We start from the raw sequence: 24,531 nt of genomic DNA on the forward strand, positions 1-24,531 counted from the left end.
TTTTGTGTTTGTCGTTACGATGTACAAAGTGTTTCCTTTATACTGTTCGAAATAGTTTTTATAAAAATTGTTCGAATGCAGGGTTACCTTTAATGTCATCAAAAACATCTACATCGTTTAAGGTTTCTAACAAATGTACTGAAACGTTTTGTAAATCGTTTAAAGTGTCTTGTCTTACGGTAGAAGTACCCCAAGCTTTGTTTTTAAACACTTCTGAATGCAGTTCTTTCATTCCTAAAAGATAGTAACCGCCATCCTCGGCAGGACCTATGACAACATCGTTTGAATTTAGTTTTTCAAAGGCTTCATTAATATGATTTGGCTTTAAATCGTATAAATCGCTCCCAATGATTAAAACCTTTTCATAGTTTTTGTTGAAAGCTTCTTGAAAAGCGTTCTTCATTCTTATACCTAAATCATCACCATTTTGTTGATGTTTTTGATAATTCGAAGTATCCCAAATATCATTGTTTCTAACTTTTACTGAATAATAGACGGCTTTATCGCAGTTTAAATCTTGTGTAACCTCTTTGGTATGGTTTAGCAAGAATTTATAAATGTTTAATGCAGATTCATCTCCTATTGTTTTTGCTAAACGTGTTTTAACTTTTCCTAGTTCTGGGTTTCTAGTGAAGATTAATAGTAAGTTTTTACTCATAAATTTTTTCTCCTTTATGTAACCACTTTCCCCATTCTTTGTTAAAGGCGTGGATTTTTGTAGTAGGTTTATTTTCTTTATTAACAACAGTGTTGTTTTGGTTTTTCCATTCAAAAATACCACCGTATAAATTATAAATATTTGAAAAACCAGCATTGCGTAGCTTTTCGGCAATATCTTCAGAACGAATTCCAAGTGAGCAGTATACTACGATTTTAGTGTTTTTGTTTTCTGGAAGCTTTTTTAAGGTGTTTTTTAAGTTAAAAAAGTCATATCCAACACAAATCGCATTTTTAAGATGGCTTACAGCAAATTCTTTAGGTTCACGAGCATCTAGTAAAATTGCTTTTTGGTCTTTAGCTAAATCACTTACAGAAATATAAGGAATGCTTTCTGTGTTGTGTTTTTTTAATAATTGCTTTAAGTTTTGTTGAGAGAAACAATTCATTGAGAATAAAAGACAGAATACCAAAGTAATTGCATTTACCGTTTTTAAAAACTGAAATTGATATGAAAAAAACTTTAAAAACATTATTTCTATTATTGGTTGTTTCTACTTTATAGTCTTGGGAAGATGAAGTTCCTTGCAAAGGTAAAATAACAACCTATACTTTACCAGATGAATCAACAAGAACTATAGAAGAGCCTTGTTTTGAAAATATTTAAAATGATGAAAAGTTCCCTGTTAAGGGAACTTTTTATATGTTAAGCAACAGTACCTTGACAACTACTTCCTGCGCCAGCAGTACATCCGTAGCAATGTTGGTTAATAATGATATTTCTGTTTTGAATAAGCTCTTCGTTGTATTCTGAAATATGTTTTACTTTGCTGTCTACTTTTAAATTTAACATTTGGTTAAAATCGCAATCATATAAATAACCATCCCAGCTTACAGATAATGTATTGGTACACATTACATTTTCTACTGCCATAGGATTGTATGCTTCTACTAAAGCATACATATAATCTTCATAGTTTTCAGAAGCAATTAAATAATCTAAAAATCTACTAATAGGTAAATTTGTAATGGCGAATAAACTGTTAAAATCAATGTTGAAATCTTCTTTTAAAGCTTTTTTAAAGTCAGACTCTAAAGCAGCTTGGTCTCCAGGTAAAAATGCTCCAGAAGGATTGTATACTAAATCGAGTTTTAAGTTAGTTCCTTCAATACCATAACCAACATTATTTAACATTTGAAGGGCTTTTATCGATTTGTCAAAAACACCATTACCACGTTGTTTGTCGGTTTTTCCACGAGTCCAATGTGGCATTGAAGATACTACGTGAACGTTATGTTTTTTAAAGAAATCAGGTAAGTCGTAAAACTTTTTATTGGCTCTAATAATAGTTAGGTTAGAACGTACAATAAAATCTTTAATTCCAGCTTTAGAAGCTTCTTCAACAAACCATCTAAAATTAGGGTTCATTTCAGGGGCTCCTCCAGTTAAATCTAATGTATGAGCACCAGTAGTTTTTATAACATCTAAACATTGTTGCATGGTTTCTTTGGTCATAATTTCTTTACGATCAGGACCAGCATCAACATGACAATGCGCACAAACCTGATTACACATATATCCTAAATTAATTTGTAAGATTTCTAACTTATTAGGACGTAGTGGAAACTGATTTGTTTCTTTTATTTTTTTAGCAAATGTTGGTAGTTCTCCATCAGCGAAAATTCCATTTGATAAAATTTCTAACTGACGTTGAGTGTTTGCTAAATCATTATTTCTTGCTAAAAGCGATTTCTTCATTTGTATACATTATTCTATCAGGTCGAGCGCAGTCGAGACCTAAGTAGTATCTCTCGACTGCGCTCGAGGAAATATTTTTTGAAGAAGGGATAATTACATTTCTAATTTATTCACCTTGTTCATCATTTGAACTCCGTGCACCAAAGTAGCACCACTTTTTATAGCGGCTCCTACATGAATAGCTTCCATCATTTCTTCTTTGGTAATTCCACGTTGTAAACCATCTTTTGTATAGGCATCTATACAATATGGACATTGCTCTGTGTGTGCTACAGCCAATGCAATTAAACTTTTTTCTCTTGCGGTTAAAGCACCTTCTTCAAATACTTTACCATAATAATCGAAGAACTTGTTTCCAAGTTCTTCACTCCATTCTGTTATTTTTCCAAACTTACGCAAGTCAGCCGGATCATAATATGTTTTAGACATATGTTTATTTTAAGTTGAAAAATAAAAATACTACTTTCCGTTTAAACTCCAATCATATTCTAAGAATCGAACCTTAGCTTTAGGGTCTATCTTGGTGTTTGAATATTTGTTTAGGAAATCAATTAATGATCCTTTTTTAGTAAAATCACCTTTAAACCACTCAAATATTTTAGAAAGCTCAACTTTGTTTTTACTAATCTTATTTCTATTGGTGTCATTAATGAATTTCTTCATTAAATCTTTAGTTTTGGCTTCATAATTAGCTTCAGTGAAAGCAAAGTTTCCTAATTGAGGACAAGAACCCGAAGCGCAATTTACACCTACATGTATTTTAGGGTCGTTATAATCTTTACGTAAAATTTCGTGTTCAATATGGTTTAGTGTATAAGATTTACCTCCAACTTTTGCAAAAGGAATGCTCCAAGCATCTTTTCCTTTCTTTTTTATTTTTAAAATACTTTTTAAAGGGTAGTGGTCTAAAATTAATTTAATAGTATAGGCATTATAAGCATTTACCCAAAAAGCTTTTGTTTTTGCTGCAGACCATGATTTTTTAGGAGAAGTTTTAGCTAAATAATCTAGGTAAGACTGCAATTTAGCTTCGTCTTTTTTGAATGCTTTATAGTTTACATTTCCTTTAGTACTTACGTGTTTTTTTAATAGAGCATCGAAAGTGGATGTTTGACTATAAGAGGTTAAGAAAAAAGATAAACTTAATATTAGAAATAAATTTTTCATGCTTATTTGTTTTAAACTGTCTGTTTAGACGTTGACTTATGTAAGACATTACATAAAATATTTTCTTTATTAAAATTTAGTATGAAGCTTAATGTTCTTAAAAAAAGATTAGATAAAGCATTGTTAATATTTAGTTGATAAATAAAATGTTAATGATTGAAGCTTTAAATGTCATTTTTTACTCTTCTATAATTTTAATTATTTTAGCGCTATGAAAAAAATATTAATTGCTATGTTTCTTGTTTCGAGCATGTGTAACTCGCAAGAAAAAATTCCGTTTATAGATTATACTAATATTGAGAAATTAATTACAGAGAGTTCTGATGAAATAGATGACGAAAAAAAAATAGAACTCTTAGATAAGATTAATGAAAATGATTCAATGTACTATGATGCCCTATCATCAAAATCATATTATCTTTTTAGGTTAAAAAAATACAATGATGTTATAAAGATAGCTGATAAAGGAATAAACAGCGAACATGAAAGTTCTAAAGTTAGTTTTTATATAAACAAAGGAGTTGCATTAACTAGTCTAAAAAAGTATGAAGAAGCAATAGCTACTTATGATTTAGGTTTAAAGAATTACCCGAAAAACTATTTGTTATGGTTTAATAAAGGGGTTGTTTTTGAAAATCAAGATAAGTTAAATGAAGCTTTATCAGCATACAAAAAAGCTATTACGTTAAACCCAATGTATAGGAAACCTCATTTACAAATGGGGAATATATTTTATAAGCAAGAAAGAATTACTCAAGCTTTAATGTGTTTTAATTTTTATTTGCTTTTAGAGCCAGATGCAGAGGGGGCTTTTACAGTTCTTAAATCTCTTAATAATATAGTAACTGCAAAAAATGTAAATAAAAGAGATGATGAGCTAGACTTAGTAGATGCTGATGATTCTTATGAAGATATTGATTTGGTGTTAAATAGTAAAATGACAATTCAGAAAAATTATAAGATTGAAAACGAAATTAACATTGCGTTAACTAGACAAAATCATGCAATGATTGAACAATTAAAGGATTTTGAAGGAAATGGAGGTTTTTGGGATGCTAAGTATGTTACATTATATCAATGGATTGCTGAAAATAATCACTTTGATGACTTTATTTATACACTTTCATATTCAATTGAGAATCCTGATTTTAAAAAAGTTATAGATAAGAAGATAAAAAATATTAAAGCTTTTTTAGGGAAGTTTAAAGAAAAATGGGCCAGTATTGTAGGTAAGAATAAAATCCTTTTGAACGGAAAAGAACAAGAAGTTACTTATAGTTATAATGATTCTTATGTAGATGCGATAGGTGAAATAAATAATGGAAAAGCAGTTGGCTATTGGGAATATTTTAATGAAGACGGGTTGTTGATAGCTAAAGGTAATTTTGATAAGTCAGGGAAAAAAATAGGCAAGTGGACTTGGTATAATAATGTAGATTGTATTAAAGAAACTGCGCTTTATAAAGATGGAGAATTGAATGGGAGAAATTTAATGCTTTATAAAAATCAAAAGAAATATGTAGATGCAATTTATAAAGGAAACAAATTAGAAGGTGAGTATAAATATTACAACAATAAAGGTGCTTTATTACAGAAAAAGTATTTTAAAGAAGGAGAGTTAGATGGGGTTTATAAATCTTATTTTAAAGTAGGAGAAAGGATACTTGAATATAATATCCCTTATAAAAATGGTTTAATAGAAGGTGAGCTAACTGAATACTACGCTAATGGAAATGTATATGCTATAACAAGCTATGTAAAAGGAAAAATTAATGGCATCGAAAGGAAGTACCATTATAACAAACAAATAGCATCAGAGGTAAGCTATTTAAATGGTAATTTAGAAGGAAGTTATAAAACATATTATACAAATGGACAACTAAATGAAGAAGGGCAAAGTGTAGAAGGCTTTTATGATGGAAATTGGAAAACCTATTATATAGATGGTAAATTAAAGAGTGAATTTAATTACAAAAAAGGAAAGTTATCAGGTTTATATAAGTTTTATGATACAGACGGAAAGTTGTATTATGAATATGTATATCGTAAAGGGAAGATAATTGAATATAAATTTTATAATAAAAAAAGTGAAATTGTAAAAGAAGGGAAAAAGAAAGGGGGAGAGTTTTATTATGAAGGTTTTTCATCCACTGGAAATAAAACATCTGAAGGGCAATATGATATTTCTGGTGGGAAAAAGGGAAGTTGGAAATTTTATTCAGATAATGGAGTTCTTAAAAGTAAAGGAGATTATGTAAATGATAAAGCTACAGGAGATTATTATAATTACTTTAATAATGGAAAGAAGGAAGCTGTTACACCTTATAAAGATGATATTATTGAGGGGTATTATACTGGATATCATTTAAATGGAGAAATGAGTGTACAGGGATGGTATAAGGAAGGTTTTGAGCATGGAGAATGGAGATATTATTATTCCGATGGAACTATTGAATCAATTAATTTTTATCATAAAGGAAAATTACATGGGGTTCAAGAATATTTTGGAGGAGATGGAAAACTTGTTTCAAAATCTAAGATGAATTTTGGAGAGCTTGTTTCTGAAATTATTTTTGATAATAAAGGGAATGTTTTTGAACAAATAAACTATCAATCTAATGATAGAGAATATTCAATTAAATCTAAACATTTGAATGGTAAGATTAAAACAGATATTTCCTATGTAAATGGAGTTAAACATGGATCATATAAGGCATTTTATTTTGATGGAAGTAGAAAAGTAGAAGGAGATTATATTAATGGGAAACAGAATGGGCAGTGGACTTGGTATTATAACACAGGAGAAATAGAAAGTAAGGTGAATTATATAAATGGGAATATTAATGGTAAAAGTATAAACTATTATAAGACAGGAGAGATAGAAGATGAATACTATTATAGAAATGGATTAAGTGTAGATACATATACGAGTTATTTTAAAAATGGAAAAAAAGAGCTTGTAAAAGAGTATAATGAAGATAAATTACATGGAAGGATAGAGTTTTACGATCCATCTGGAAAATTACAACTTATCCGATTTTATAACCACAACAGGTTAATAGGTTATAGTTATATAGGAAAAGATGGAAAGGAGATACCTATGATAAAGTTAATAAATGAAACAGGTAAAATTTTAGCATTCTATGATAACGGAAAAAAATCAAAAATTATGGAATATAAAAATGGAGATTTAGTGAATTCTTATAAATCATATTTTTATAATGGAGAACTTGAAGACGAAATTACCTTTATAGATGGAGAGTATAATGGAATAAAAAGAGAGTATTTTTTAAATGGTAACATAAAGGAAGAAGTAGAGTATAATTATGGAGTTAAACATGGGAAAAGTACTATATACTATAATAATGGTATGAAAAAAGAAGAAAAAACCTATTTAAATAATGAACAGCAAGGAGTTGGTGAATTTTATTCTAAAGAAGGTAAGCTTCAAAAAAGAGTGAAGTATTTTAATGATAAAATTATTTCAATTGAAACTTTATAATAATTACATAGTAACTATTGTTCTTTTATTAATAGCAATAACTGCTCATTCACAGTATTCAGAAGAATATAAAGAATACAGTAAGCAATACCCAAATTCAAGAAAAGTAAGGTTAAACCAAGAAATAATAATTACGATAAAATTAATAGATAACGAGCTTGATATTAAACAGGAATATGTAGAAGAAGATTTATATTTAAATGAATCAGCAACATATGGTTCAAAAAAAACATTAAAATTTTCATCTTTCTTTGAATTGAGTGAAGTTGCTGCATCATCTTTCTCTTTTGAGAAAGGAAAATATAAAGAGTCCAAGGTAAAAGATTTTAAAAGAAAAGATGATTTAAGTCAATCTTTTCATGATGATACACAGATTTTAAGTTTTATTTATCCTAATTTAAAAAAAGGCTCAAAAACAAAATTAAAGTATACTGAAAAAGTTAAAAATCCTCGTTTTATTAGTCCTTTCTATTTTGGAGATTACTTTCCAATTGTGAATAATAAAGTTACCATAATTGTAGATAAGGATATAAATTTAGAATTTAGAGAGTTTAACCTTGAAGATGAAAATATTCTCTTTTCAAAGAAAGAAAAAAGAAGAAAGGTAATTTATAAATGGGAATTAAGAAATAAAGATGAGTATGAATTAGAAGATAATTCACCTAGCTATAAAAATATATTACCCCACATAGTTCCAGTAATTAATACTTATAAAAATAAAAAACTCTTAGGAGAGGTTTCAGATTTATATAAATGGTATTATTCTTTAGTGAAAAATGTAAATAAAGAAGAACCAAGTAAAGAATTAGTTGAACTGGTAAATAAGATTACACTAAATAAAAAAACAGATTTAGAAAAAGTAAAAGCTATCTATTATTGGGTGCAGAAAAACATTAAATATATAGCTTTCGAGTATGCTTTAGGTGGTTTTATACCAAGAGAATCTAATGATGTATTTAGAAAAAAATATGGTGATTGTAAGGATAATTCAAGTATTCTTTATAGAATGTTAGAAATAGCAGGAATAAAAGGAAATTTAACATGGATAGGAACAAGGGATATCCCTTATACATATGAAGAAGCCCCAACACCAATTGTAGATAATCATATGATACTTTCTTATGAGTACAAAGGGAAAACTTATTTTTTAGATGCAACAGGAAGATATATTAAATTAGGAATGCCAACATCTTTTATACAAGGTAAAGAAGCGTTGGTGTCCTATGGAGATGAATTTAAAATAAAAAAAGTTCCAATAATAAGGTTACAAGAAAATGCTGTAATTGACTCTACATATATTAAAATATCAAACAATAATGTAATAGGAAATTCTAAAGTATCAATTTCAGGATATTCTAAAACTAATTACTTTCAAAATTTGGAAAAAGAAAACTCCGAGTCTAAATTAAAGGAATTTTACAATAAAGAATTCAAAAAAGGAAATAATAAATTTCTAATTAAGAATTTTAAAGAGATTAATAAATATGACTATGATAATGATTTTGTTGTAGAGTATAGTTTTTCGATAAACAATTATTTAAAAAGATTAGGTAATGAAGTTTATCTTAATCTGAATTTAAATAAGATAACATCTGAATTTAAGACAGAAAAAAAACGAAAAACAGAAAAAGAATTTGATTACAAAAAATATTATAGTTTTTATACTGAATTAAAAATTCCACCAGGGTATAAGGTTGATTATTTACCAGAAAACATAAAGGTATCTAGCAATTTAATGAAATGTAGCGTCGATTTTCAGCTAAAAGAAAATAAGGTTATTTATAATCAAATTGTAGAACTTAATTTTTTGACCTTGAATTTGCATGAGCAAAAAGATCTTAATAAGCAAATAAAAAAAATAGAAAAAACATATAAAGAAATAATTGTATTGAAAAAATAAACACCTATGAGAAATAAATATTCATTATTAACAATAGTTACAATATTGTTATGTTTACAAACTACATTTTCGCAAAAACTTCCTTTTTTTAAAACTTACGATTGGGATAAGAACCCAAATTATAAAATAAAGAAAGATAATAATGAAAAGATGGTTTCCGTAAAGGAGAAAATCGTTACAGAGTTTTATTTTGAAGAGAATTCATTAATAGAGTATTTTTTAGAGCATAAAGTATTATGGTTAAATTCAGATGAAAAAATAGAAGAATATAATAAAATCTATTTACCATTTTCTTCAAATTCTAGTTTAGAACTGCACAAAGGAAGAGTAATTACAAAAGGAGGAGAGATTGTAAATTTAGATCAATCAAAAATATTAACGGCAGAAGATGAAGAGACAGGAAGGAAGTATAAATATTTTGCTTTTGAAGGAATAGAAAAAGGAAGTTTTATAGAATTTATTTATGTAGTAAAAAAATCACCAGTTTATAGAGGAAGAAAAATTAGTTTGCAATCGTCTTATAATAAAAAAGATGTAGAGTTTGATTTGTTTTCACCTAAGAACCTAATGTTTAAATTTAAAACATATAATGGTTTGCCATCTATAGTTGAAGATACAATTGTAAAGGAAAAAAATCACTGGAAGCTTTATTTGAAAAAATTAAAAGGAATAGAAAAAGAAAATCTTTCTGCATATAATGCTTCTAGAGGAGCTGTTATTTATAAGCTTGATAAAAATACAGCAACGAAAGTTACAGACATTTCATCTTACAGTAAAGTATCTCGAAACTTATATGCTTTTTATTATCCAGAATATAAAAAGAAAACAACTCAATTATTAAATAAATTTATTGCTGATTTGTCTCTGGAGGAAATAAAAAAAGAAGAAAATAAAATTAGAAAATTAGATTATTATATAAAATCAAATTTTTTCATGTCAGATGGGGCTAAAAGTTTACAGAATCTAGATGAAATTCTAACAAAAAAAGTGATGAATGAAACCGGTGCTGTAAAATTATACGTCTCTTTGTTGAGAGCTTTAAATATAAAGCATGAGTTAGTTTTAACAACAGATAGAAGAGATACAAAGTTTGATAATGAATTTGAAGCAAATAACTTTCTTACAGATTTTTTAATTTATTTTCCAAAATCTAAATTGTACTTATCCCCTGATAATTTTGAAACAAGATTTGGGTTTCCCCCAGCTTATAAAACAGATAATTATGGGTTGTTTGTAAAAGAAGTTAAAATAGGTGAGTTTAAATCGGCAGTAGGGAAAATTAAATACATTAAGCCTATAAAATCAGATAAGACATTTGATACTATGCTTATTGATGTAGATTTTAATGAAAATAATTTAACTGAAACTAATATAGAATTAAATAGATCATTCAATGGGTATTATGCAATGAATATTCAGCCATATATCCATTTAATAAAAGGAGAAAAAAGAAATGAGTTGATTGACGGTTTAGCTCAAAGTATAAGTAAGGATATTGAAGTTAGTAAAAGAAATATAGTTAATGATAATCCAGAGTTATTTGGATTAAAACCTCTTCAGTTTGTAATAGGCTTTAGTTCAGAAGCTTTTGTAGAAAAAGCAGGGAGGAAATATTTATTCAAATTAGGAGAGTTAATAGGTGCGCAAATACAGTTATATCAAGAAAAAGAAAGAGTTTTACCTCTAGAAGAAAAGTTTCAAAGAAGTTATTTTCGTACAATTACCATAAATATACCTAAAGGGTATAAAATAACAAACCTTGAAGATATTAATATTAATAATTCATATATAGAGAAAGGAAAAGAATTATTTTCTTTTAAATCGTCTTATGAATTAGTAGGAGATCAATTAAAAATTACAGCAAACGAACATTATAGGAAGAATATTGTAAAAGTTTCTCAATATGAAGAATATAGGAAGGTTATAAATAGCGCTGCTGACTTTAATAAAATAGTATTATTTCTTGAGTTAGATGTAAAATAAATAAAGAAAAAGTAAGAAGATGAACTTTGGTTCATCTTTTTGTTTTAAAGAAAAACAGCAAGGATATAACTAAAATAAGATTGATTATATTATGAAAAAACTCAGTAATACTATGTTTACTGAGTTTAACAGAAAATATTAAGGTATTCCTATACACATGCCGGGACCTTCAGGAGAAAGAAATGCACATAAGAATTGACAGTTTGCAGCAAAGGAAATGCAATCAGATTCTGAATAGCATCCTGATTTAGTAGAACAAGCGTGTCTTGAGGTTCCTCCATTTATATGTTTTTGTGATTCTTTTGATAATTTTTTTCCTAGTTTTAAAATTGTTCTCATAATTAAAGTTGTATAATCAATTTAAACCTAGCAATACAAAGGAAATTACTAGGTTATATTTGTTAATTATATAGGTGTACCTACACAAACTCCAGGGCAATCAGCTGATGGAGAAAAACATTGAAATTTACAATTTCCTTTAAAGGAAATACAATCAGATGCTGAATAACATTCTGATTGAATAGAACATCCTCGACTTGAAAATCCACCATTAATGGTTTGTTGTTCTGTTTTGTTTAATGCTCTTCCTAATTTTAATAAATTTTTCATAATAAAGTTATAAATTAATAATATGTGTTTTATGTTTATCTGCAGTTTCTTGATCCTTCTTGAGCGATTACACATCCGTAATTCCCATTTTCATCAAATCCACAGCAACGACCTGTAATATTGCTGCACCAGTCATTACTACATGTTTCAGGGAACTTAGCGAAATTAATACCACCATTAATGGTTTGTTGTTCTGTTTTGTTTAATACTCTTCCTAATTTTAATAAATTTTTCATAATTAGATTTTATAGATTAATTTATCGTGACTTTTTATATCTAAAGACGTGCACGGTTACGCCTATGATGCCCTTTTTTTAGGCTAGTGGTTTAAAAATGAGTATATTAAAAGAGGTTTGCAATAGTGGATTCATGAACGACCTATATAATTTCATGAACGTGTAAATTGTAGTATAAAAAAACCTTTAGCTAATGGGCTAAAGGTTTTTGAAAAATATGATTAAAGCTGAGTTAATTAAGAAAACTCTTAAAATCTATTCCTATATATTCTTGATAGCTACAATTGTTAGGTAGTACATTCCTAAATGGTCTTGTTATTATCATATAACTTCTTGTAGTATCGTTGATTTCTGTTGTTTTGGTATCCCGTATATTAGAAAAATCATAAGCTTCATTATTGTAATTAGAGTTGTTTAAGGGGTGTGCTGATGATATGATACGAAGTATTGAAATTGATGTTGTTTGTGAAGGTATTCCATTAGGTAAATACAATTCTAAGCAATCTTCATTAAGGAGAGAATTTATGTATAATTCAAATTCACTTGAAATTTGATTTGTAATAGGCGAGTGGGTTGGTCCACTTCCTGGTCTTGGTCTATTATGAGGTCTAACAGTATCGTCATTTAGAGATTGATAATAATCAAATTTTTTTTTCAAGCCATTCATAAACTTTAAATTGTTTGGGTTAAATAAGTCATTTAACCTTATAACATTGTTAATATTGCTATTGTTTAAAATATTAATAAATTCTTCTTTCGCGGTAGGGTCATCTATTATTGTTTCTGTTACTAAAAAAGAAGTCCACTGTAATTTTGTTTGAAATGCGTTTGAGGTTGCAGTATCTATAGATTTAGTTTTATTAAAACGTAAATTATTTTTAAGTTCAGATACAATTTCCGTTTCTTCTTTGTTACAAGATATGATTATGAATATAAGTATTATAAATCTATTTAATTTTTTAAGCATAAGTATAGGTGTTTAACTTTTTAAATGTAAAATATTTATAATTACTTAATCATTAAATTGTATGAACGTGTATGAGTAATTCAGTAAGTACATTGAATAGATTCATTATCGTTATTTGAAGATTTCTTTTAACACATAATCTTTACGTCTACTAGAAACTGGAACTTGTATTTCAGAATTAATAATTAACACACCTTTTTTGTTGTTATATCTTATCACATGTTTTTTGTTAACTAAATAAGATTTATGACATCGAATAAAAATATCTTTTGATAATAATTCGATCATTTTTTTTATAGGTTTTGAAATTATGATTTTATCCAATTTTTGGATATAAAATGTTGTATAATTTCCTTCAGATTTACAGTATAAAATGTCTTTTTCATAAATAATATAAACATCCTCTAAGGTTTTTAAAACAATTCGTTTTTCAGATGTTCCTTTAAAATAATCACTAGAAATTTCAACTAGTTTTTCTAAATTATTTTCTTTTTTCGAGTTTTTAATAGCTTTATTAATGGCGTCATTAAATTCTATATCATCAATTGGCTTTAATATATAATCTAAAGCTCCTGTTTTAATAGCTTTAATAGCATGTTCATCAAATGCAGTTATAAAAATAACATCAAAATTTTTATAAGATATTTTTGATAGAATATCAAAACTAGTGCCCTTTTTTAAGTGGATATCTAAGAGAAGTAAATCAGGTTTTTCTTTTTCAATGTTAGTAATAGCTTCTTCTATATTAGAAGCTTCAGCTACAACTTTAATGTCTTTATTAAATGATGCTTTTAATTTTCCTTTAATAACTTCTCTAATATAATTTTCATCATCTATTATTATTGTTCTAATCATTTTCGGAATGTTTGTAGGGGATTAAAAATTTAATTATAACTCCAGATTCTTTTTGATTTATTTTATCTACAATGCTAATTTTTTGTTTTGTAACTTTATAAATAAACTTAAAAATTAAATCGGTAGAGATTGATTTTTTGAATGCATTAGTGTTGTTTTTGTTGTTTAACCCTATGCCATTGTCTTCTATAATACAGCGTATATGTTTTTTATTATTTAGTAGCTTTAGGTTAACTGATATATGTCCTTTATAGTTTATTTGAGAGAAACCGTGTTCAATACTGTTTTCTATAAAAGGCTGGATTAACATTGGGGGTATATATAATAAGTCGTCTATTTCAAAGTTGTCTAGCGTAATTTTATAGTCAAACTTATTTTGAAATCTAATTAATTGCAAGTCAAGATACTTTTGTAACGATTCGAGTTCGTTTTCTATTTGTACGTAATTATATAAAGAATTGTTAAGTATTAAGCGTAATAATCTTGAGAACTTTAACAAATAAGCTGTTGCTGCTTCTTGGTTGTCCCTAATCTGATTTTGTATTACAGATAATGTATTAAAAGTGAAATGCGAGTTCATTTGTGACCTTAGTAGTCTTTGTTGCATTTGTATTTCTTGCTTTTTAAAATTTAGGTTTCGTTGCCTATAAAGTAAGACGCCCACAAGCATTAATAATGCAAAAAATACTAATAAGGAAATTAGTTTTATTTTGTCTAACTCACTTTGATTTTTAAGATTAGTAGCAATTCTTTCTTTTTCAGTAGCTATTGTTAATGCGTATAATTTTTCATCTATTCTTTCTTGAAGTCTTTTTTTGTTATTATTAATTAATGTTTTGTATTCATGTAAAACATCATTTTCATTTTCTCCTGTTCTGTAACTTAGTAAAAAACGTAAACTATCATAAAAATCAACAAGAGGTTGATAAGAATTACTATGTATAAAGGTTTTCGATGTGTCTAAATAACTTTTGGCTTGTGAGTAGTTTTTATTGTATAAATAGGCTTCAGAAATATTGTTGTAGGCTTCAATGAAATTATAATTGTGGTCCAACTTAGTATTTTTGGTTTCTTTTAACTTTCTATATTTTTTGGTTAATACTATTACTTTCTCAAAGTATTCTATTGCTTTAGGAAATTTACCTTCATAAAAATATAAAGTACCATAAGCTCTATTTAGCTGTCTTTTTCCATCTATTCCACATTTTATAGTGCTAATACTATCTAATAACTTAAAAGCTTCGCCTTTTTTTTCTAAATCATAAAAAGTAGAAGCTTTAGAGCTGGCTGTAATTATATACATGTCATTATCTAAAGATTCTTCTGCGGCTTTAAGAGTTTTAGCATTATAGTATAATGATTCTTTGTAATTACCTAAATCTAAATTTGCTCTTTCTAGATAGTTATAAACATATACCAAATCACCAACAAACTCTTTTTTATTACTGCCAGGTATATTAATGTATTCTTTAGCTATACTAATTGCATTTCCAATATTATCCTGTAGTTCTTCCATTTCCCAAGCGCTTCTAAAGTACTTTATGTTTTTTTTTCTGTTTTTATTTTTCTTTGCTAAAGCTAATGTTTGATGGAAAAAGTGTCTAGCAGAATCAAGTATGTTTTTTTGTTTGTAATAATTTCCTGTTAAGAAAAGATTTTCAATAATTAAAGTATCTGCTATTTTGTTTGTTTTGTTAAGTATATTTTGTGCTTTTTTCACATAGTAGAAAATAGAGTCGCCATTACTTTTTTCTGCTAATTTTTGTAATCTAATAACTTTATTAGTATCTCTAAATAAATTTTGCTTTGTGCAACAAACAAGAAAAAAGATGAAGCCAAAGAGTAGCTTATATTTCATAAGTAGGGGGTTTATGTATAGCAATAAAGACTCAAAGATTAAAAATCTTTATCAATTTATATAGTTAGTTTAAAAATAACTTTTAAGAATGTGTGATAGTAGGATAAAAAAGGAGTAGGGCTTTATAAAATATTCTGATTTGTCCTTAATCATGTTGATTGCTATTCATAAATGGATGAAGACGGATTAATGACTTTCGATACAATTAGGTTTTTAGTTTGAATAAAGTTTATCGATAAGGTTCAGTGTGAAAAGGAAGGTGTGTTTGAATGACACTGAAAAGTTATTTTTTGAAACAAAACTTTTATAAAATAAAAAAACCTTAACAAACAAATGTTAAGGTTTAGTACTGAAGGCGGGACTTGAACCCGCACGGGCATTACGGCCCATTGGATTTTAAGTCCAACGTGTCTACCAATTCCACCACTTCAGCATGGTATAATATATTTATTTTGACTACTTTTAAAATTAAGCCTCGCTAATGAAAGCGAGGCTTGGTACTGAAGGCGGGACTTGAACCCGCACGAGCATTACGGCTCATTGGATTTTAAGTCCAACGTGTCTACCAATTCCACCACTTCAGCATAATCTCTTAAAAGGATTGAGCGAAAGACGGGATTTGAACCCGCGACCCTCACCTTGGCAAGGTGATGCTCTACCCCTGAGCTACTTTCGCGTAGTCAAAAATTATTTTAAAGAACTTGTGCATTGCTCCGAATGCGGGTGCAAATATAACACCATTTTTTGAATTACAAAGCAATTTTTTATTTTTTTTAAATTTAATTACCAATAAATTTTATTGCGATTACATAAGAAAGAAATATCTTTGCAGAAATTTTAAAATAAGAAGTGAGCACCGTTTCATCTGTAAATACAAAAACCTCTTTAAAATCAGTCTTTAACGATTTTAAGCAATTAACAAAAGTTGGCTTATCGGTTAGTGTAGTATTCACATCTATTACAGGATATCTTTTAGGAGCAGAAAATATAAATTATACAACAATACTATTATTAGCTATTGGAGGATACTTTATGGTAGGTGCATCAAATGCATTTAATCAAGTAATAGAAAAAGATATTGATGCAGTAATGCAACGTACTAAAAACAGACCATTACCTGCAGGTAGAATGTCTGTAACAACAGCATTAATCATAGCGACAATATTTACAATAGCTGGAATTGCTATACTATATGCCATTAATCCTAAATGTGCATTATTTGGAGCAATTTCGATATTCTTATATACAAGTGCGTATACTCCATTAAAAGCTATAACTCCTTTAGCAGTTTTTGTAGGGGCAATCCCAGGAGCAATTCCTTTTATGTTAGGCTGGGTAGCTGCTACCGGAAATTTTGGAATTGAAGCCGGCTTTTTATTCATGATTCAATTTTTCTGGCAATTCCCACATTTTTGGGCAATAGGTTGGTTACAATATGAAGAGTATAATAAAGCAGGGTTGCATATGTTACCTATGGATAAAAAAGACAAAGGAGCTATTGTGCAAATTATATTTTATACCTGTGTAATGATATTAATGTCTATTGCGCCAGTATTAAAGGTAACAGGAAAGTTTTATATATATCCAGTAACAGCTGTTATTATATTATTATTAGGAATGTTAATGTTGTATTACGCATTTCAATTATACAAAACAGAAAAAAACACTGATGCACGAAAATTAATGTTAGCGAGTGTTTTTTATATTACAATAGTACCCATTATATATGTGGTAGATAAATTTTTACATTAATGAGTGAACAAACTTTACAAGAAGAGTTAAGAGCGGGTAAAAGAAAATCAGCGAAACCAATGTTATGGATTTCAATGATTAGTATGGTAATGTTTTTTGCAGGACTTACAAGTGCATATGTAATAAGTATGAATCGTGAAGATTGGGTTACTTTCGAATTACCACAAGCATTTTATGTAAGTACAGTATTAATAGTAATGAGTAGTATTACATTAATACTATCGCAAAAATTTTTAAAAAAGGATAAAATTCAGGTGTCATTCATGCTATTATTAGCAACTTTAGTGCTAGGATTAGGTTTTGTATGGCAACAATATGTTGGATTTAACGAATTAAAAGCTGTAGGATTGTATTTTACTGGACCAGAAAGTACAGTGTCTACATCTTTTATAATAGGGATAACATTTTTACATGTACTGCATTTATTAGCGGGTGTAATTGTGTTATTAGTAGTAATTTATAATCATTTTAAAAAGAAATATTCATCGGCGGATATGCTTGGGTTTGAGTTAGGTGCAATCTTCTGGCATTTTGTAGATGTATTATGGATTTATCTATTTTTCTTTTTCTATTTCATAAGATGATGAAAAATGCGTAATTTTGGCGCACTGTTTTAACAAAAATTAACAAAAAGAGATTTATGGGAGCAAATATTGCTGTAAATTCTGACAACAAAGAGACCTGGGGCGGAGGTGGTGCAAAACCATTTGGCGCTAGTTATGGTAAAATGATGATGTGGTTTTTCATCGTATCTGATGCATTAACATTTTCAGGTTTTTTAGCAGCGTACGGTTTAACACGTTTTAAGTTTATTGACTCTTGGCCTATAGCCGATGAGGTATTTACCCACTTTCCAGGGTTACATGGTGTACACGCACCTATGTATTATGTAGCATTAATGACATTTATTTTAATTGTATCGTCGGTAACAATGGTGTTAGCGGTAGATGCAGGTCATCAAATGAAACAAAAGAAAGTAGCTTGGTATATGTTTGCAACGATTGTTTTTGGTATTATTTTCGTTGGATCACAAGCATGGGAGTGGAAAAACTTTATTAACGGTTCGTACGGAGCAGTTAAAACTTCTGATAACCATATTATACAATTTGTAAAAGATGGACATCAGATAGCGCTAGCCGATTTTGTACATACTGATAGAAAAGACGACAGAATCCACCATACCCGTAAGAATGGATTATGGTTTGATCAAGAACCAGCAATTTCTCAGTATTCAGTGGCACAAGTACAAGAAGCTTTTAAAGCTGATCCTACTTTAAGAATTAGAACTGAAAAATTAAATCCAGAAACTAAACAAAAGATAATTTTATCTAGAGAAGAAAGTTTAGCGCAATTAGCTTTAGCAACTCAAGTTGTTGAAGGAGCTAACTTAAAAGTAAATGAATATGGTAATCCAATATTTGCAGATTTCTTCTTCTTTATTACAGGATTCCACGGATTCCACGTATTCTCAGGGATTTTAATTAATATAATCATATTCTTTAATGTTGTACTAGGAACGTACGAGCGTAGAGGACATTATGAAATGGTTGAAAAAGTAGGTTTATATTGGCACTTTGTAGATTTAGTTTGGGTATTTGTATTTACCTTCTTCTACTTAGTATAATAAAAAAACGATAGTAAAATGGGTCACGCACACGAATCGAATCAAAAAAGAATTTGGATTGTTTTAGCAATCTTAACAATTATAACAACTGTAGAGGTTGTATTAGGTATCATTAAACCTGCATCGTTACATTTACATGGATGGGGAACTAGTTGGTTAAACTGGATTTTCATTATCTTAACAATTGCAAAAGCATACTATATTGCATGGGCTTTTATGCACTTAGAAGGTGAAAAAACATGGTTTAGAAGATCAATTGTTTGGACAGGAGTTTTCTTAATATCTTACTTATTATTTATTGTATTGATAGAAGGAGATTATTTATATGAAACATTAGCGCCATTAGTAAAATGGTAATTATATAAAATTGAAAGAAAAGGTGGTTTTAACCACCTTTTTTTGTCTTTAATTTGAAATCAAATGAAGGTAACAAAAAAACACGTAGTCTTATTTGCATTATTTATAGTGCCCTTGTTATTTTATATATTCTTATCATTAGGAATCAATAACTTTGCTAAACTACCAGTACTTACTAAAAATGTAACAGATATTTCATCAATAAATAAAAAGTATACGTTTGATAGGAAAATTTCAATCGTTACTTTTCTAGGAACTAATATTGATGAAGCAAAAGGAGAGTTATTTAATTTAAATGAAAAGATTTACAAGCCATTTTATGGGTTTAAAGATTTTCAATTAATCGTAATTGCACCGAAAGGAATGGAAGATAAAGTTGCAAAACTTCAAAAAGACATAGGAGCATTTACAAATATGATTAAATGGAATTTCGTATTTGCTAATGAAGCAGAAATAAAAGTGTTGTTTGATAGTTTTAAAACCAATCAATCATTAGATAATGCATTACACACATCAAAAGCTTTTATTATAGATAAAGAAATGCATTTAAGAGGAAGAACTGATGATGAAGATAGTGCAAATGGAAAGTTGTTTGGATATAATATGAAATCGGTAGCTGAGTTAAATAGTAAAATGAAAGACGATGTTAAGGTAGTATTAGCAGAATATCGTTTAGCATTAAAAAAGAATAATGCTGATAGAAAAATCTAAAAACTTATAACTATGAAAAAACAAAATTATTCATACATAGGAATTTCATTCATTATCTTATTATTTGGTATTTATTCAGTACCAAAAATTGTAAAACACTTTAATGCTGCAGACTTATATAAGTACACTAAGGTTCCAGATTTTGAATTTATAAACCAACATGGCGAAACGATTTCAAATAAAGATTATGAAGGTAAAGTATACGTAGTAGAGTTTTTCTTTGCAACATGTCCAACAATTTGCCCAATAATGAATGCAAGGTTGGTTGAAGTTCAGAATGAGTTTATGGGAAATCCTAATTTTGGAATAGCATCATTTTCAATAACACCAGAGATAGATACACCTAAACAGTTAAAAGCATATGCTAAAAGAAATGGTATAAATCATAAAAACTGGCATATGTTAACAGGTAAGCCAGAAGAAGTAGTTTATAATTTGTCAAATGACGGATTTAAATTATTCGTTGGAAAAGGTGAAGTATCTCATGGAGGGTTTGAGCATTCAGGTTTGTTTGCTTTGGTAGATAAAGATGGGTATATCCGTTCTCGTTATGACGAACAGGGTAATCCAATAGGTTATTATAGAGCGTTAGAAGAACACGGTTTTGATAATCAAATAAAAGAGTTAAAAGAAGACATAAAATTATTGTTAAAGGAGTAATATGAGTTCAGAAGAAAAAAAATATAAGAGGTTTATAACAATAGTGTCTATAGTAATTCCATTGGCTGTAGCGGCATTGTTTGGAATTAAAATACCAAATGTAGAACCCTTAACTTTTTTACCGCCTATTTATGCGAGTATTAATGGGTTAACTGCAGTATTATTGGTAGCTTCAGTAGTAGCAATTAAAAAAGGGAATAGAAAACTTCATGAGCAATTAAATACTTTGGCAATTGTATGTTCAGCATTGTTTCTAGTAATGTATGTTGCATATCATATGACTTCAGATTCAACAAAATTTGGAGGTGAGGGAGTAATAAAGTATATATACCTGTTTATTTTATTAACTCATATTGTATTATCAGTAATAGTGATTCCTTTTGTATTGGTAACCTTTATGAGAGCGCGTTTGGGAAAATTTCCTGAGCATAAAAAAATAGCTAAAATTACTTTTCCTTTATGGCTGTATGTAGCAGTAACAGGAGTAATAGTGTATATAATGATATCTCCATATTATGTTTAAAAAAATAGTTTTAATTCTACTATTAATAGTTTCTGTAAATGCATCAGCACAATGTGCAATGTGTAAAGCTGTAGTAGAAGGAGGAAATGAGACAATGGCAGAAGGGGTTAATAATGGTATTACCTATTTGATGGTATTTCCTTATATATTAGTAGGACTGTTATTCTATTTTATATATCGCCATAAAAAGGCTTCAAAAAATTAACAGTCCAATAAGAGTTTTTTTTTGTAACATATTCTATTTTTAGTCGTCATATAAAAACAGTTTTGAAAAAATGTTCGATTTTGAATCTAATAATGTTCGAAATCAAACAGTTAAATGAAATTGAAAAACAATTAGTGTGTTGATATTCAAAAGATTATGTTTTATTTTTTTTTGGAATGCCAATTGACTAACTATAATGAACAAAAAAATATTCGTCTTGAAAACAAAAATTGTATTACTAGGAGCTCTATTAGTCTCATTAACAGGTTTTTCTCAAAAACAATGGACGCTTAAAGAATGTGTAGACCATGCATTGAAAAACAACATTACAATCAAACAAAACAAGTTAAGTGTACAACTAGCTGAAAAAGATGTAGAAATAGCAAAAGGAAATTTCTTGCCAAGTTTAAGTGGTTCAGCTTCACAAGGACTGAATTTTGGATCTTTTATTGGTCAAAATGGAGGTAGAATTTCTAGAGATACTAGAGGGAATAGTTTTGGATTAAGTTCTAACACTACTCTTTATAATGGTAATAGAAATAAAAATACATTAAAACAATCTAAGCTAGGAGTTGAAGGAAATAAATTAGATGTTGCTAAAATAGAAAACGACATATCTCTAAATGTTGTAAATACTTACTTAAATGTATTGTTTGCCAAAGAAAATTTAGAAGTGGCTATTGTACAATCTGAGATTAGTAAAAAACAAATAGAAAGAGCTAAAGCTCAGTTTGAAGCGGGAGCGGTGCCAAAAGGAGATTTACTTAATGTTCAGTCTACAGCAGCAAATGATGTTCAAAATGTTGTTTTACAGGAAAACACTTTGAATTTAGCATTACTAAGACTAGCACAATTATTACAGATCTCTTCAGAAAATTTTGATGTAGCAAAAATTAATATTGATTCTCCATCTTTAGCTTTATTATATAATAGTTCAAAAGAGGTGTATCAAAAAGCTTTGACAAATAGACCAGAGGTTGAAAGAGCAAAATTGAATGTCGAAAATGCAAATTTAGGTGTAGATTTAGCAAAGAGTGAATTATTACCGTCACTAAGCTTTAGAGCAGGAGTTAATACATCCTATCAAACTGTATTAGGAGAAAAAGATGAGATTGTAGTTAGAGATAATTTAGGTAATATAACAGGAACAGCAAGAAATGGTTTCTTTACTCAACTAGATGGTAATTTGGGGTATAACTTTGGTTTAAATTTAAACATACCAATATTTAATCGTTTTCAAAGTAAAAACAGAATAGCAAAAGCTAAAATTAATAAAGAAGTTTCAGAGATAGCTTTAGAGAATCAAAAACTACAATTAGAACAAGAAATAGAAAAAGCTTTTTTAGATGCTAAAGCAGCAGCAAAAACATTTGAAGCAGCTAAAGCTTCATTAGAAGCGCAAAAGGAAGCTTTTAAAAATGCACAGGTTAGTTACGATTATGGCTCTATGACACAGTTTGATTTTGATCAAGTTCGTAATCGTTTAGTAAATGCTGAAGGAGCCATGATTAGAGCTAAATACGATTATGTGTTTAAAACAAAAGTATTAAAGTTCTACTTTGGAGAGTCGATAGTAGATTAGATATAAAATTCATATAAAGAAAAACCTCGTTAAGTAAAAATTAACGAGGTTTTTCTTTATAATGTATCTTTGCAAAAAAGTATTATTAGTTTGGCATTAATTTTAAATATAGAAACAGCTACTAAAAACTGTTCAGTAAGTATTGCAGAAGACGGAAAGGTTTTAGCTATTAGAGAATTAAACGAAGGAAGTTATTCTCACGCAGAAAAATTACATCCATTTATTCAAGAGGTTTTAGAAGAATTAGCGTTAACCACAAGTAAGTTAGATGCTATAGCAGTAAGTAAGGGGCCTGGTTCTTATACAGGACTTCGTATTGGTGTTTCTGCTGCAAAAGGACTTTGTTTTTCAATAGATAAACCATTGATATCGCTAGAAACATTAAAATCGTTAGCGCATAGTATAAATATTAAAGAAGGACTAATAGTACCAATGATAGATGCACGTAGAATGGAAGTATATTCAGCAATATATAATTCAAACTATGAGCAAGAGCGAGAAATACAAGCTCAAATAATTGATGAAAACTCTTTTGAAGAAGAGTTGTCAAAAGGGAAAGTATATTTCTTGGGTGATGGGGCAGCAAAATGTAAAGAAGTTATTACACATGAAAATGCTGTATTTGTAGATGGAAAGTTTCCTTCATCAAAAGAAATGGCTGCATTAAGTTATGAGAAATACAAAAAAAACGACATCGAAGATGTCGCTTATTTTGAACCTTTTTATTTAAAAGATTTTATTGTGATTCCTGAAAAAAAGAAGGTTTAGCCTTCTTTTTGAATTTCTACAGAATGTGGATAAGGAATTTCGATACCAGCTTTGTCTAAAGCTAATTTTACATTTTCAGTAGTTTCGAAATAAACATCCCAATAATTAGGAGTCTCCGTCCAAGGTCTCACAGCAAAGTTTACAGAACTATCTGCTAATTCAGAAACATTTACACTAGGAGCAGGATCTTTTAATACTTTAGGGTTTGATGTTAAAACCTCCATTAAAATTTCCTTTGTTTGTTTGATGTCTGCATCATATGATACTCCAAAAGTTAAATCAACTCTTAATTTACCTTCAGCAGTATAATTAATTATATTACCATTAGATAAAGCACCATTAGGTACAATAGCTAATTTGTTTCCTGGAGTGTTTATGTGAGTAGTAAATACTTGAATTTCTTTTACAACTCCAGTTACACCTTGTGCTTCGATTAAATCACCAATTTTAAAAGGTTTGAAAATCATAATTAAAGCTCCTCCAGCAAAATTTGATAATGATCCTTGTAAAGCTAAACCAACGGCAAGACCAGCAGCACCAATAATAGCAGCAAAAGAAGTTGTTGCAACGCCCAAGTTAGAAATAACAGTAACAAATAATAAAGCTTTTAAAGACCAACTTAATAAGTCGCCCAAAAACTTTTGTAGTGTAACATCTACGTTACGTTTGTTCATTATCTTTTTAAAGGTTCCTACAACAAATTTAATGGCAAATAGCCCTACAATTAAAATTACTAAAGCAGTTAGTACTTTAGGTGTGTAATCAATTAATAAGTTTTGAAATTGATCAAAATACTCTTTCATGTTTAAGTTTTTAAAAAATTAATAAAATGTGAGTAGCGTTAGTTTTTTAAAAG

The 24,531-nt window shown here is 28.5% G+C and carries 25 protein-coding genes and 3 tRNA genes; 13 read left to right on the forward strand and 15 right to left on the reverse strand.

What is annotated here, in order from left to right:
* Nucleotides 1-58: 58 nt before the first annotated feature.
* From ACOQN8_RS07275 to ACOQN8_RS07295, 5 genes are all read right to left on the reverse strand, one after another.
* Complete coding sequence (locus ACOQN8_RS07275; RefSeq protein WP_420552189.1) at nucleotides 59-658, reverse strand: TIGR04282 family arsenosugar biosynthesis glycosyltransferase; 600 nt, start codon at nucleotides 656-658, stop codon at nucleotides 59-61.
* Nucleotides 651-1,190, reverse strand: coding sequence for a rhodanese-like domain-containing protein (locus ACOQN8_RS07280; protein WP_420552190.1), 540 nt, complete (start codon nucleotides 1,188-1,190; stop codon nucleotides 651-653). Before ACOQN8_RS07280 ends, ACOQN8_RS07275 begins: the two co-directional genes overlap by 8 nt.
* Before the next feature lie 173 nt (nucleotides 1,191-1,363).
* Nucleotides 1,364-2,416 (reverse strand): arsenosugar biosynthesis radical SAM (seleno)protein ArsS, encoded by a 1,053-nt coding sequence (arsS, locus tag ACOQN8_RS07285; RefSeq protein WP_420552191.1) that lies wholly within the window; start codon nucleotides 2,414-2,416, stop codon nucleotides 1,364-1,366.
* A 93-nt stretch (nucleotides 2,417-2,509) separates the two neighbouring features.
* A complete protein-coding gene (locus ACOQN8_RS07290) occupies nucleotides 2,510-2,845 on the reverse strand; it encodes an arsenosugar biosynthesis-associated peroxidase-like protein (RefSeq protein ID WP_086029663.1) in 336 nt (111 codons plus the stop codon).
* Nucleotides 2,846-2,875: 30 nt separating this feature from the next.
* The gene (locus ACOQN8_RS07295) at nucleotides 2,876-3,583 is read right to left on the reverse strand and encodes a DUF547 domain-containing protein (protein ID WP_420552192.1); all 708 of its coding nucleotides are present in this window, start codon (nucleotides 3,581-3,583) and stop codon (nucleotides 2,876-2,878) included.
* Nucleotides 3,584-3,794: 211 nt separating this feature from the next.
* Between ACOQN8_RS07295 and ACOQN8_RS07300 the strand changes: the two genes are divergently transcribed.
* Genes ACOQN8_RS07300 through ACOQN8_RS07310 form a run of 3 tightly spaced genes read left to right on the forward strand, consistent with a single transcriptional unit; the run spans nucleotide 3,795 to nucleotide 10,968 of the window.
* Nucleotides 3,795-7,085: a hypothetical protein gene (locus ACOQN8_RS07300; protein WP_420552193.1), complete on the forward strand. Its 3,291-nt coding sequence runs from the start codon at nucleotides 3,795-3,797 to the stop codon at nucleotides 7,083-7,085.
* The gene (locus ACOQN8_RS07305) at nucleotides 7,072-8,985 is read left to right on the forward strand and encodes a DUF3857 domain-containing protein (RefSeq protein WP_420552194.1); all 1,914 of its coding nucleotides are present in this window, start codon (nucleotides 7,072-7,074) and stop codon (nucleotides 8,983-8,985) included. The genes ACOQN8_RS07300 and ACOQN8_RS07305 overlap by 14 nt, the downstream gene beginning before the upstream one ends.
* 6 nt (nucleotides 8,986-8,991) lie before the next feature.
* Entirely contained in the window at nucleotides 8,992-10,968 is a 1,977-nt protein-coding gene (locus ACOQN8_RS07310) for a DUF3857 domain-containing protein (RefSeq protein WP_420552195.1), read from the forward strand.
* 138 nt (nucleotides 10,969-11,106) lie between these two features.
* Here the strand turns inward: ACOQN8_RS07310 and ACOQN8_RS07315 are convergent, their stop codons facing one another.
* The 9 genes from ACOQN8_RS07315 to ACOQN8_RS07355 all read right to left on the reverse strand — a co-directional run bounded on the left by ACOQN8_RS07315 (nucleotide 11,107) and on the right by ACOQN8_RS07355 (nucleotide 16,169).
* Nucleotides 11,107-11,307 carry a hypothetical protein gene (locus ACOQN8_RS07315; RefSeq protein ID WP_420552196.1) on the reverse strand — a complete coding sequence of 67 codons (201 nt, stop codon included), beginning with the start codon at nucleotides 11,305-11,307 and terminating at the stop codon, nucleotides 11,107-11,109.
* A 66-nt stretch (nucleotides 11,308-11,373) separates the two neighbouring features.
* On the reverse strand, nucleotides 11,374-11,577 hold the full coding sequence (locus ACOQN8_RS07320) for a hypothetical protein (RefSeq protein ID WP_420552197.1): 204 nt from the start codon (nucleotides 11,575-11,577) through the stop codon (nucleotides 11,374-11,376).
* A gap of 35 nt (nucleotides 11,578-11,612) precedes the next feature.
* Nucleotides 11,613-11,813, reverse strand: coding sequence for a hypothetical protein (locus tag ACOQN8_RS07325; protein WP_420552198.1), 201 nt, complete (start codon nucleotides 11,811-11,813; stop codon nucleotides 11,613-11,615).
* A gap of 232 nt (nucleotides 11,814-12,045) precedes the next feature.
* Nucleotides 12,046-12,780 carry a hypothetical protein gene (locus ACOQN8_RS07330; RefSeq protein ID WP_420552199.1) on the reverse strand — a complete coding sequence of 245 codons (735 nt, stop codon included), beginning with the start codon at nucleotides 12,778-12,780 and terminating at the stop codon, nucleotides 12,046-12,048.
* A gap of 111 nt (nucleotides 12,781-12,891) precedes the next feature.
* A complete protein-coding gene (locus ACOQN8_RS07335) occupies nucleotides 12,892-13,635 on the reverse strand; it encodes a LytR/AlgR family response regulator transcription factor (protein ID WP_420552200.1) in 744 nt (247 codons plus the stop codon).
* Nucleotides 13,628-15,493 carry a histidine kinase gene (locus tag ACOQN8_RS07340; RefSeq protein ID WP_420552201.1) on the reverse strand — a complete coding sequence of 622 codons (1,866 nt, stop codon included), beginning with the start codon at nucleotides 15,491-15,493 and terminating at the stop codon, nucleotides 13,628-13,630. The genes ACOQN8_RS07335 and ACOQN8_RS07340 overlap by 8 nt, the downstream gene beginning before the upstream one ends.
* Nucleotides 15,494-15,840: 347 nt before the next feature.
* Nucleotides 15,841-15,926: transfer RNA gene (locus ACOQN8_RS07345), tRNA-Leu, on the reverse strand.
* A gap of 62 nt (nucleotides 15,927-15,988) precedes the next feature.
* Nucleotides 15,989-16,077 (reverse strand) — tRNA-Leu (locus ACOQN8_RS07350).
* A gap of 20 nt (nucleotides 16,078-16,097) precedes the next feature.
* Nucleotides 16,098-16,169, reverse strand: a tRNA-Gly gene (locus ACOQN8_RS07355).
* 173 nt (nucleotides 16,170-16,342) lie between these two features.
* Here ACOQN8_RS07355 and cyoE point away from each other — a divergent pair.
* From cyoE to tsaB, 10 genes are all read left to right on the forward strand, one after another.
* Nucleotides 16,343-17,245: a heme o synthase gene (gene cyoE, locus ACOQN8_RS07360; RefSeq protein ID WP_420552202.1), complete on the forward strand. Its 903-nt coding sequence runs from the start codon at nucleotides 16,343-16,345 to the stop codon at nucleotides 17,243-17,245.
* On the forward strand, nucleotides 17,245-17,829 hold the full coding sequence (locus ACOQN8_RS07365; protein ID WP_150899380.1) for a cytochrome c oxidase subunit 3: 585 nt from the start codon (nucleotides 17,245-17,247) through the stop codon (nucleotides 17,827-17,829). Before cyoE ends, ACOQN8_RS07365 begins: the two co-directional genes overlap by 1 nt.
* A gap of 56 nt (nucleotides 17,830-17,885) precedes the next feature.
* Nucleotides 17,886-18,869 (forward strand): cytochrome c oxidase subunit 3, encoded by a 984-nt coding sequence (locus ACOQN8_RS07370; RefSeq protein ID WP_150899379.1) that lies wholly within the window; start codon nucleotides 17,886-17,888, stop codon nucleotides 18,867-18,869.
* A gap of 18 nt (nucleotides 18,870-18,887) precedes the next feature.
* Nucleotides 18,888-19,226, forward strand: coding sequence for a cytochrome C oxidase subunit IV family protein (locus ACOQN8_RS07375; RefSeq protein ID WP_150899378.1), 339 nt, complete (start codon nucleotides 18,888-18,890; stop codon nucleotides 19,224-19,226).
* Nucleotides 19,227-19,289: 63 nt separating this feature from the next.
* On the forward strand, nucleotides 19,290-19,937 hold the full coding sequence (locus ACOQN8_RS07380) for a hypothetical protein (RefSeq protein ID WP_420552203.1): 648 nt from the start codon (nucleotides 19,290-19,292) through the stop codon (nucleotides 19,935-19,937).
* A 12-nt stretch (nucleotides 19,938-19,949) separates the two neighbouring features.
* Nucleotides 19,950-20,597, forward strand: a complete 648-nt coding sequence (locus tag ACOQN8_RS07385) for an SCO family protein (protein WP_150899376.1) — start codon at nucleotides 19,950-19,952, stop codon at nucleotides 20,595-20,597.
* A 1-nt stretch (nucleotide 20,598) separates the two neighbouring features.
* Nucleotides 20,599-21,120, forward strand: coding sequence for a DUF420 domain-containing protein (locus ACOQN8_RS07390; RefSeq protein WP_420552204.1), 522 nt, complete (start codon nucleotides 20,599-20,601; stop codon nucleotides 21,118-21,120).
* Nucleotides 21,113-21,325 (forward strand): hypothetical protein, encoded by a 213-nt coding sequence (locus tag ACOQN8_RS07395; RefSeq protein ID WP_420552205.1) that lies wholly within the window; start codon nucleotides 21,113-21,115, stop codon nucleotides 21,323-21,325. The genes ACOQN8_RS07390 and ACOQN8_RS07395 overlap by 8 nt, the downstream gene beginning before the upstream one ends.
* A 217-nt stretch (nucleotides 21,326-21,542) precedes the next feature.
* Nucleotides 21,543-22,907 (forward strand): TolC family protein, encoded by a 1,365-nt coding sequence (locus ACOQN8_RS07400; protein ID WP_420552206.1) that lies wholly within the window; start codon nucleotides 21,543-21,545, stop codon nucleotides 22,905-22,907.
* 90 nt (nucleotides 22,908-22,997) lie between these two features.
* A complete protein-coding gene (gene tsaB, locus ACOQN8_RS07405; RefSeq protein WP_420552207.1) occupies nucleotides 22,998-23,675 on the forward strand; it encodes a tRNA (adenosine(37)-N6)-threonylcarbamoyltransferase complex dimerization subunit type 1 TsaB in 678 nt (225 codons plus the stop codon).
* Here tsaB and ACOQN8_RS07410 read toward each other — a convergent pair.
* Nucleotides 23,672-24,478 (reverse strand): mechanosensitive ion channel family protein, encoded by an 807-nt coding sequence (locus ACOQN8_RS07410; protein WP_272150777.1) that lies wholly within the window; start codon nucleotides 24,476-24,478, stop codon nucleotides 23,672-23,674. The genes tsaB and ACOQN8_RS07410 overlap by 4 nt on opposite strands.
* Nucleotides 24,479-24,531 lie beyond the last annotated feature (53 nt).

This window comes from Tenacibaculum aiptasiae (assembly GCF_965221665.1).
GTDB classification, from domain to species: domain Bacteria; phylum Bacteroidota; class Bacteroidia; order Flavobacteriales; family Flavobacteriaceae; genus Polaribacter; species Polaribacter aiptasiae.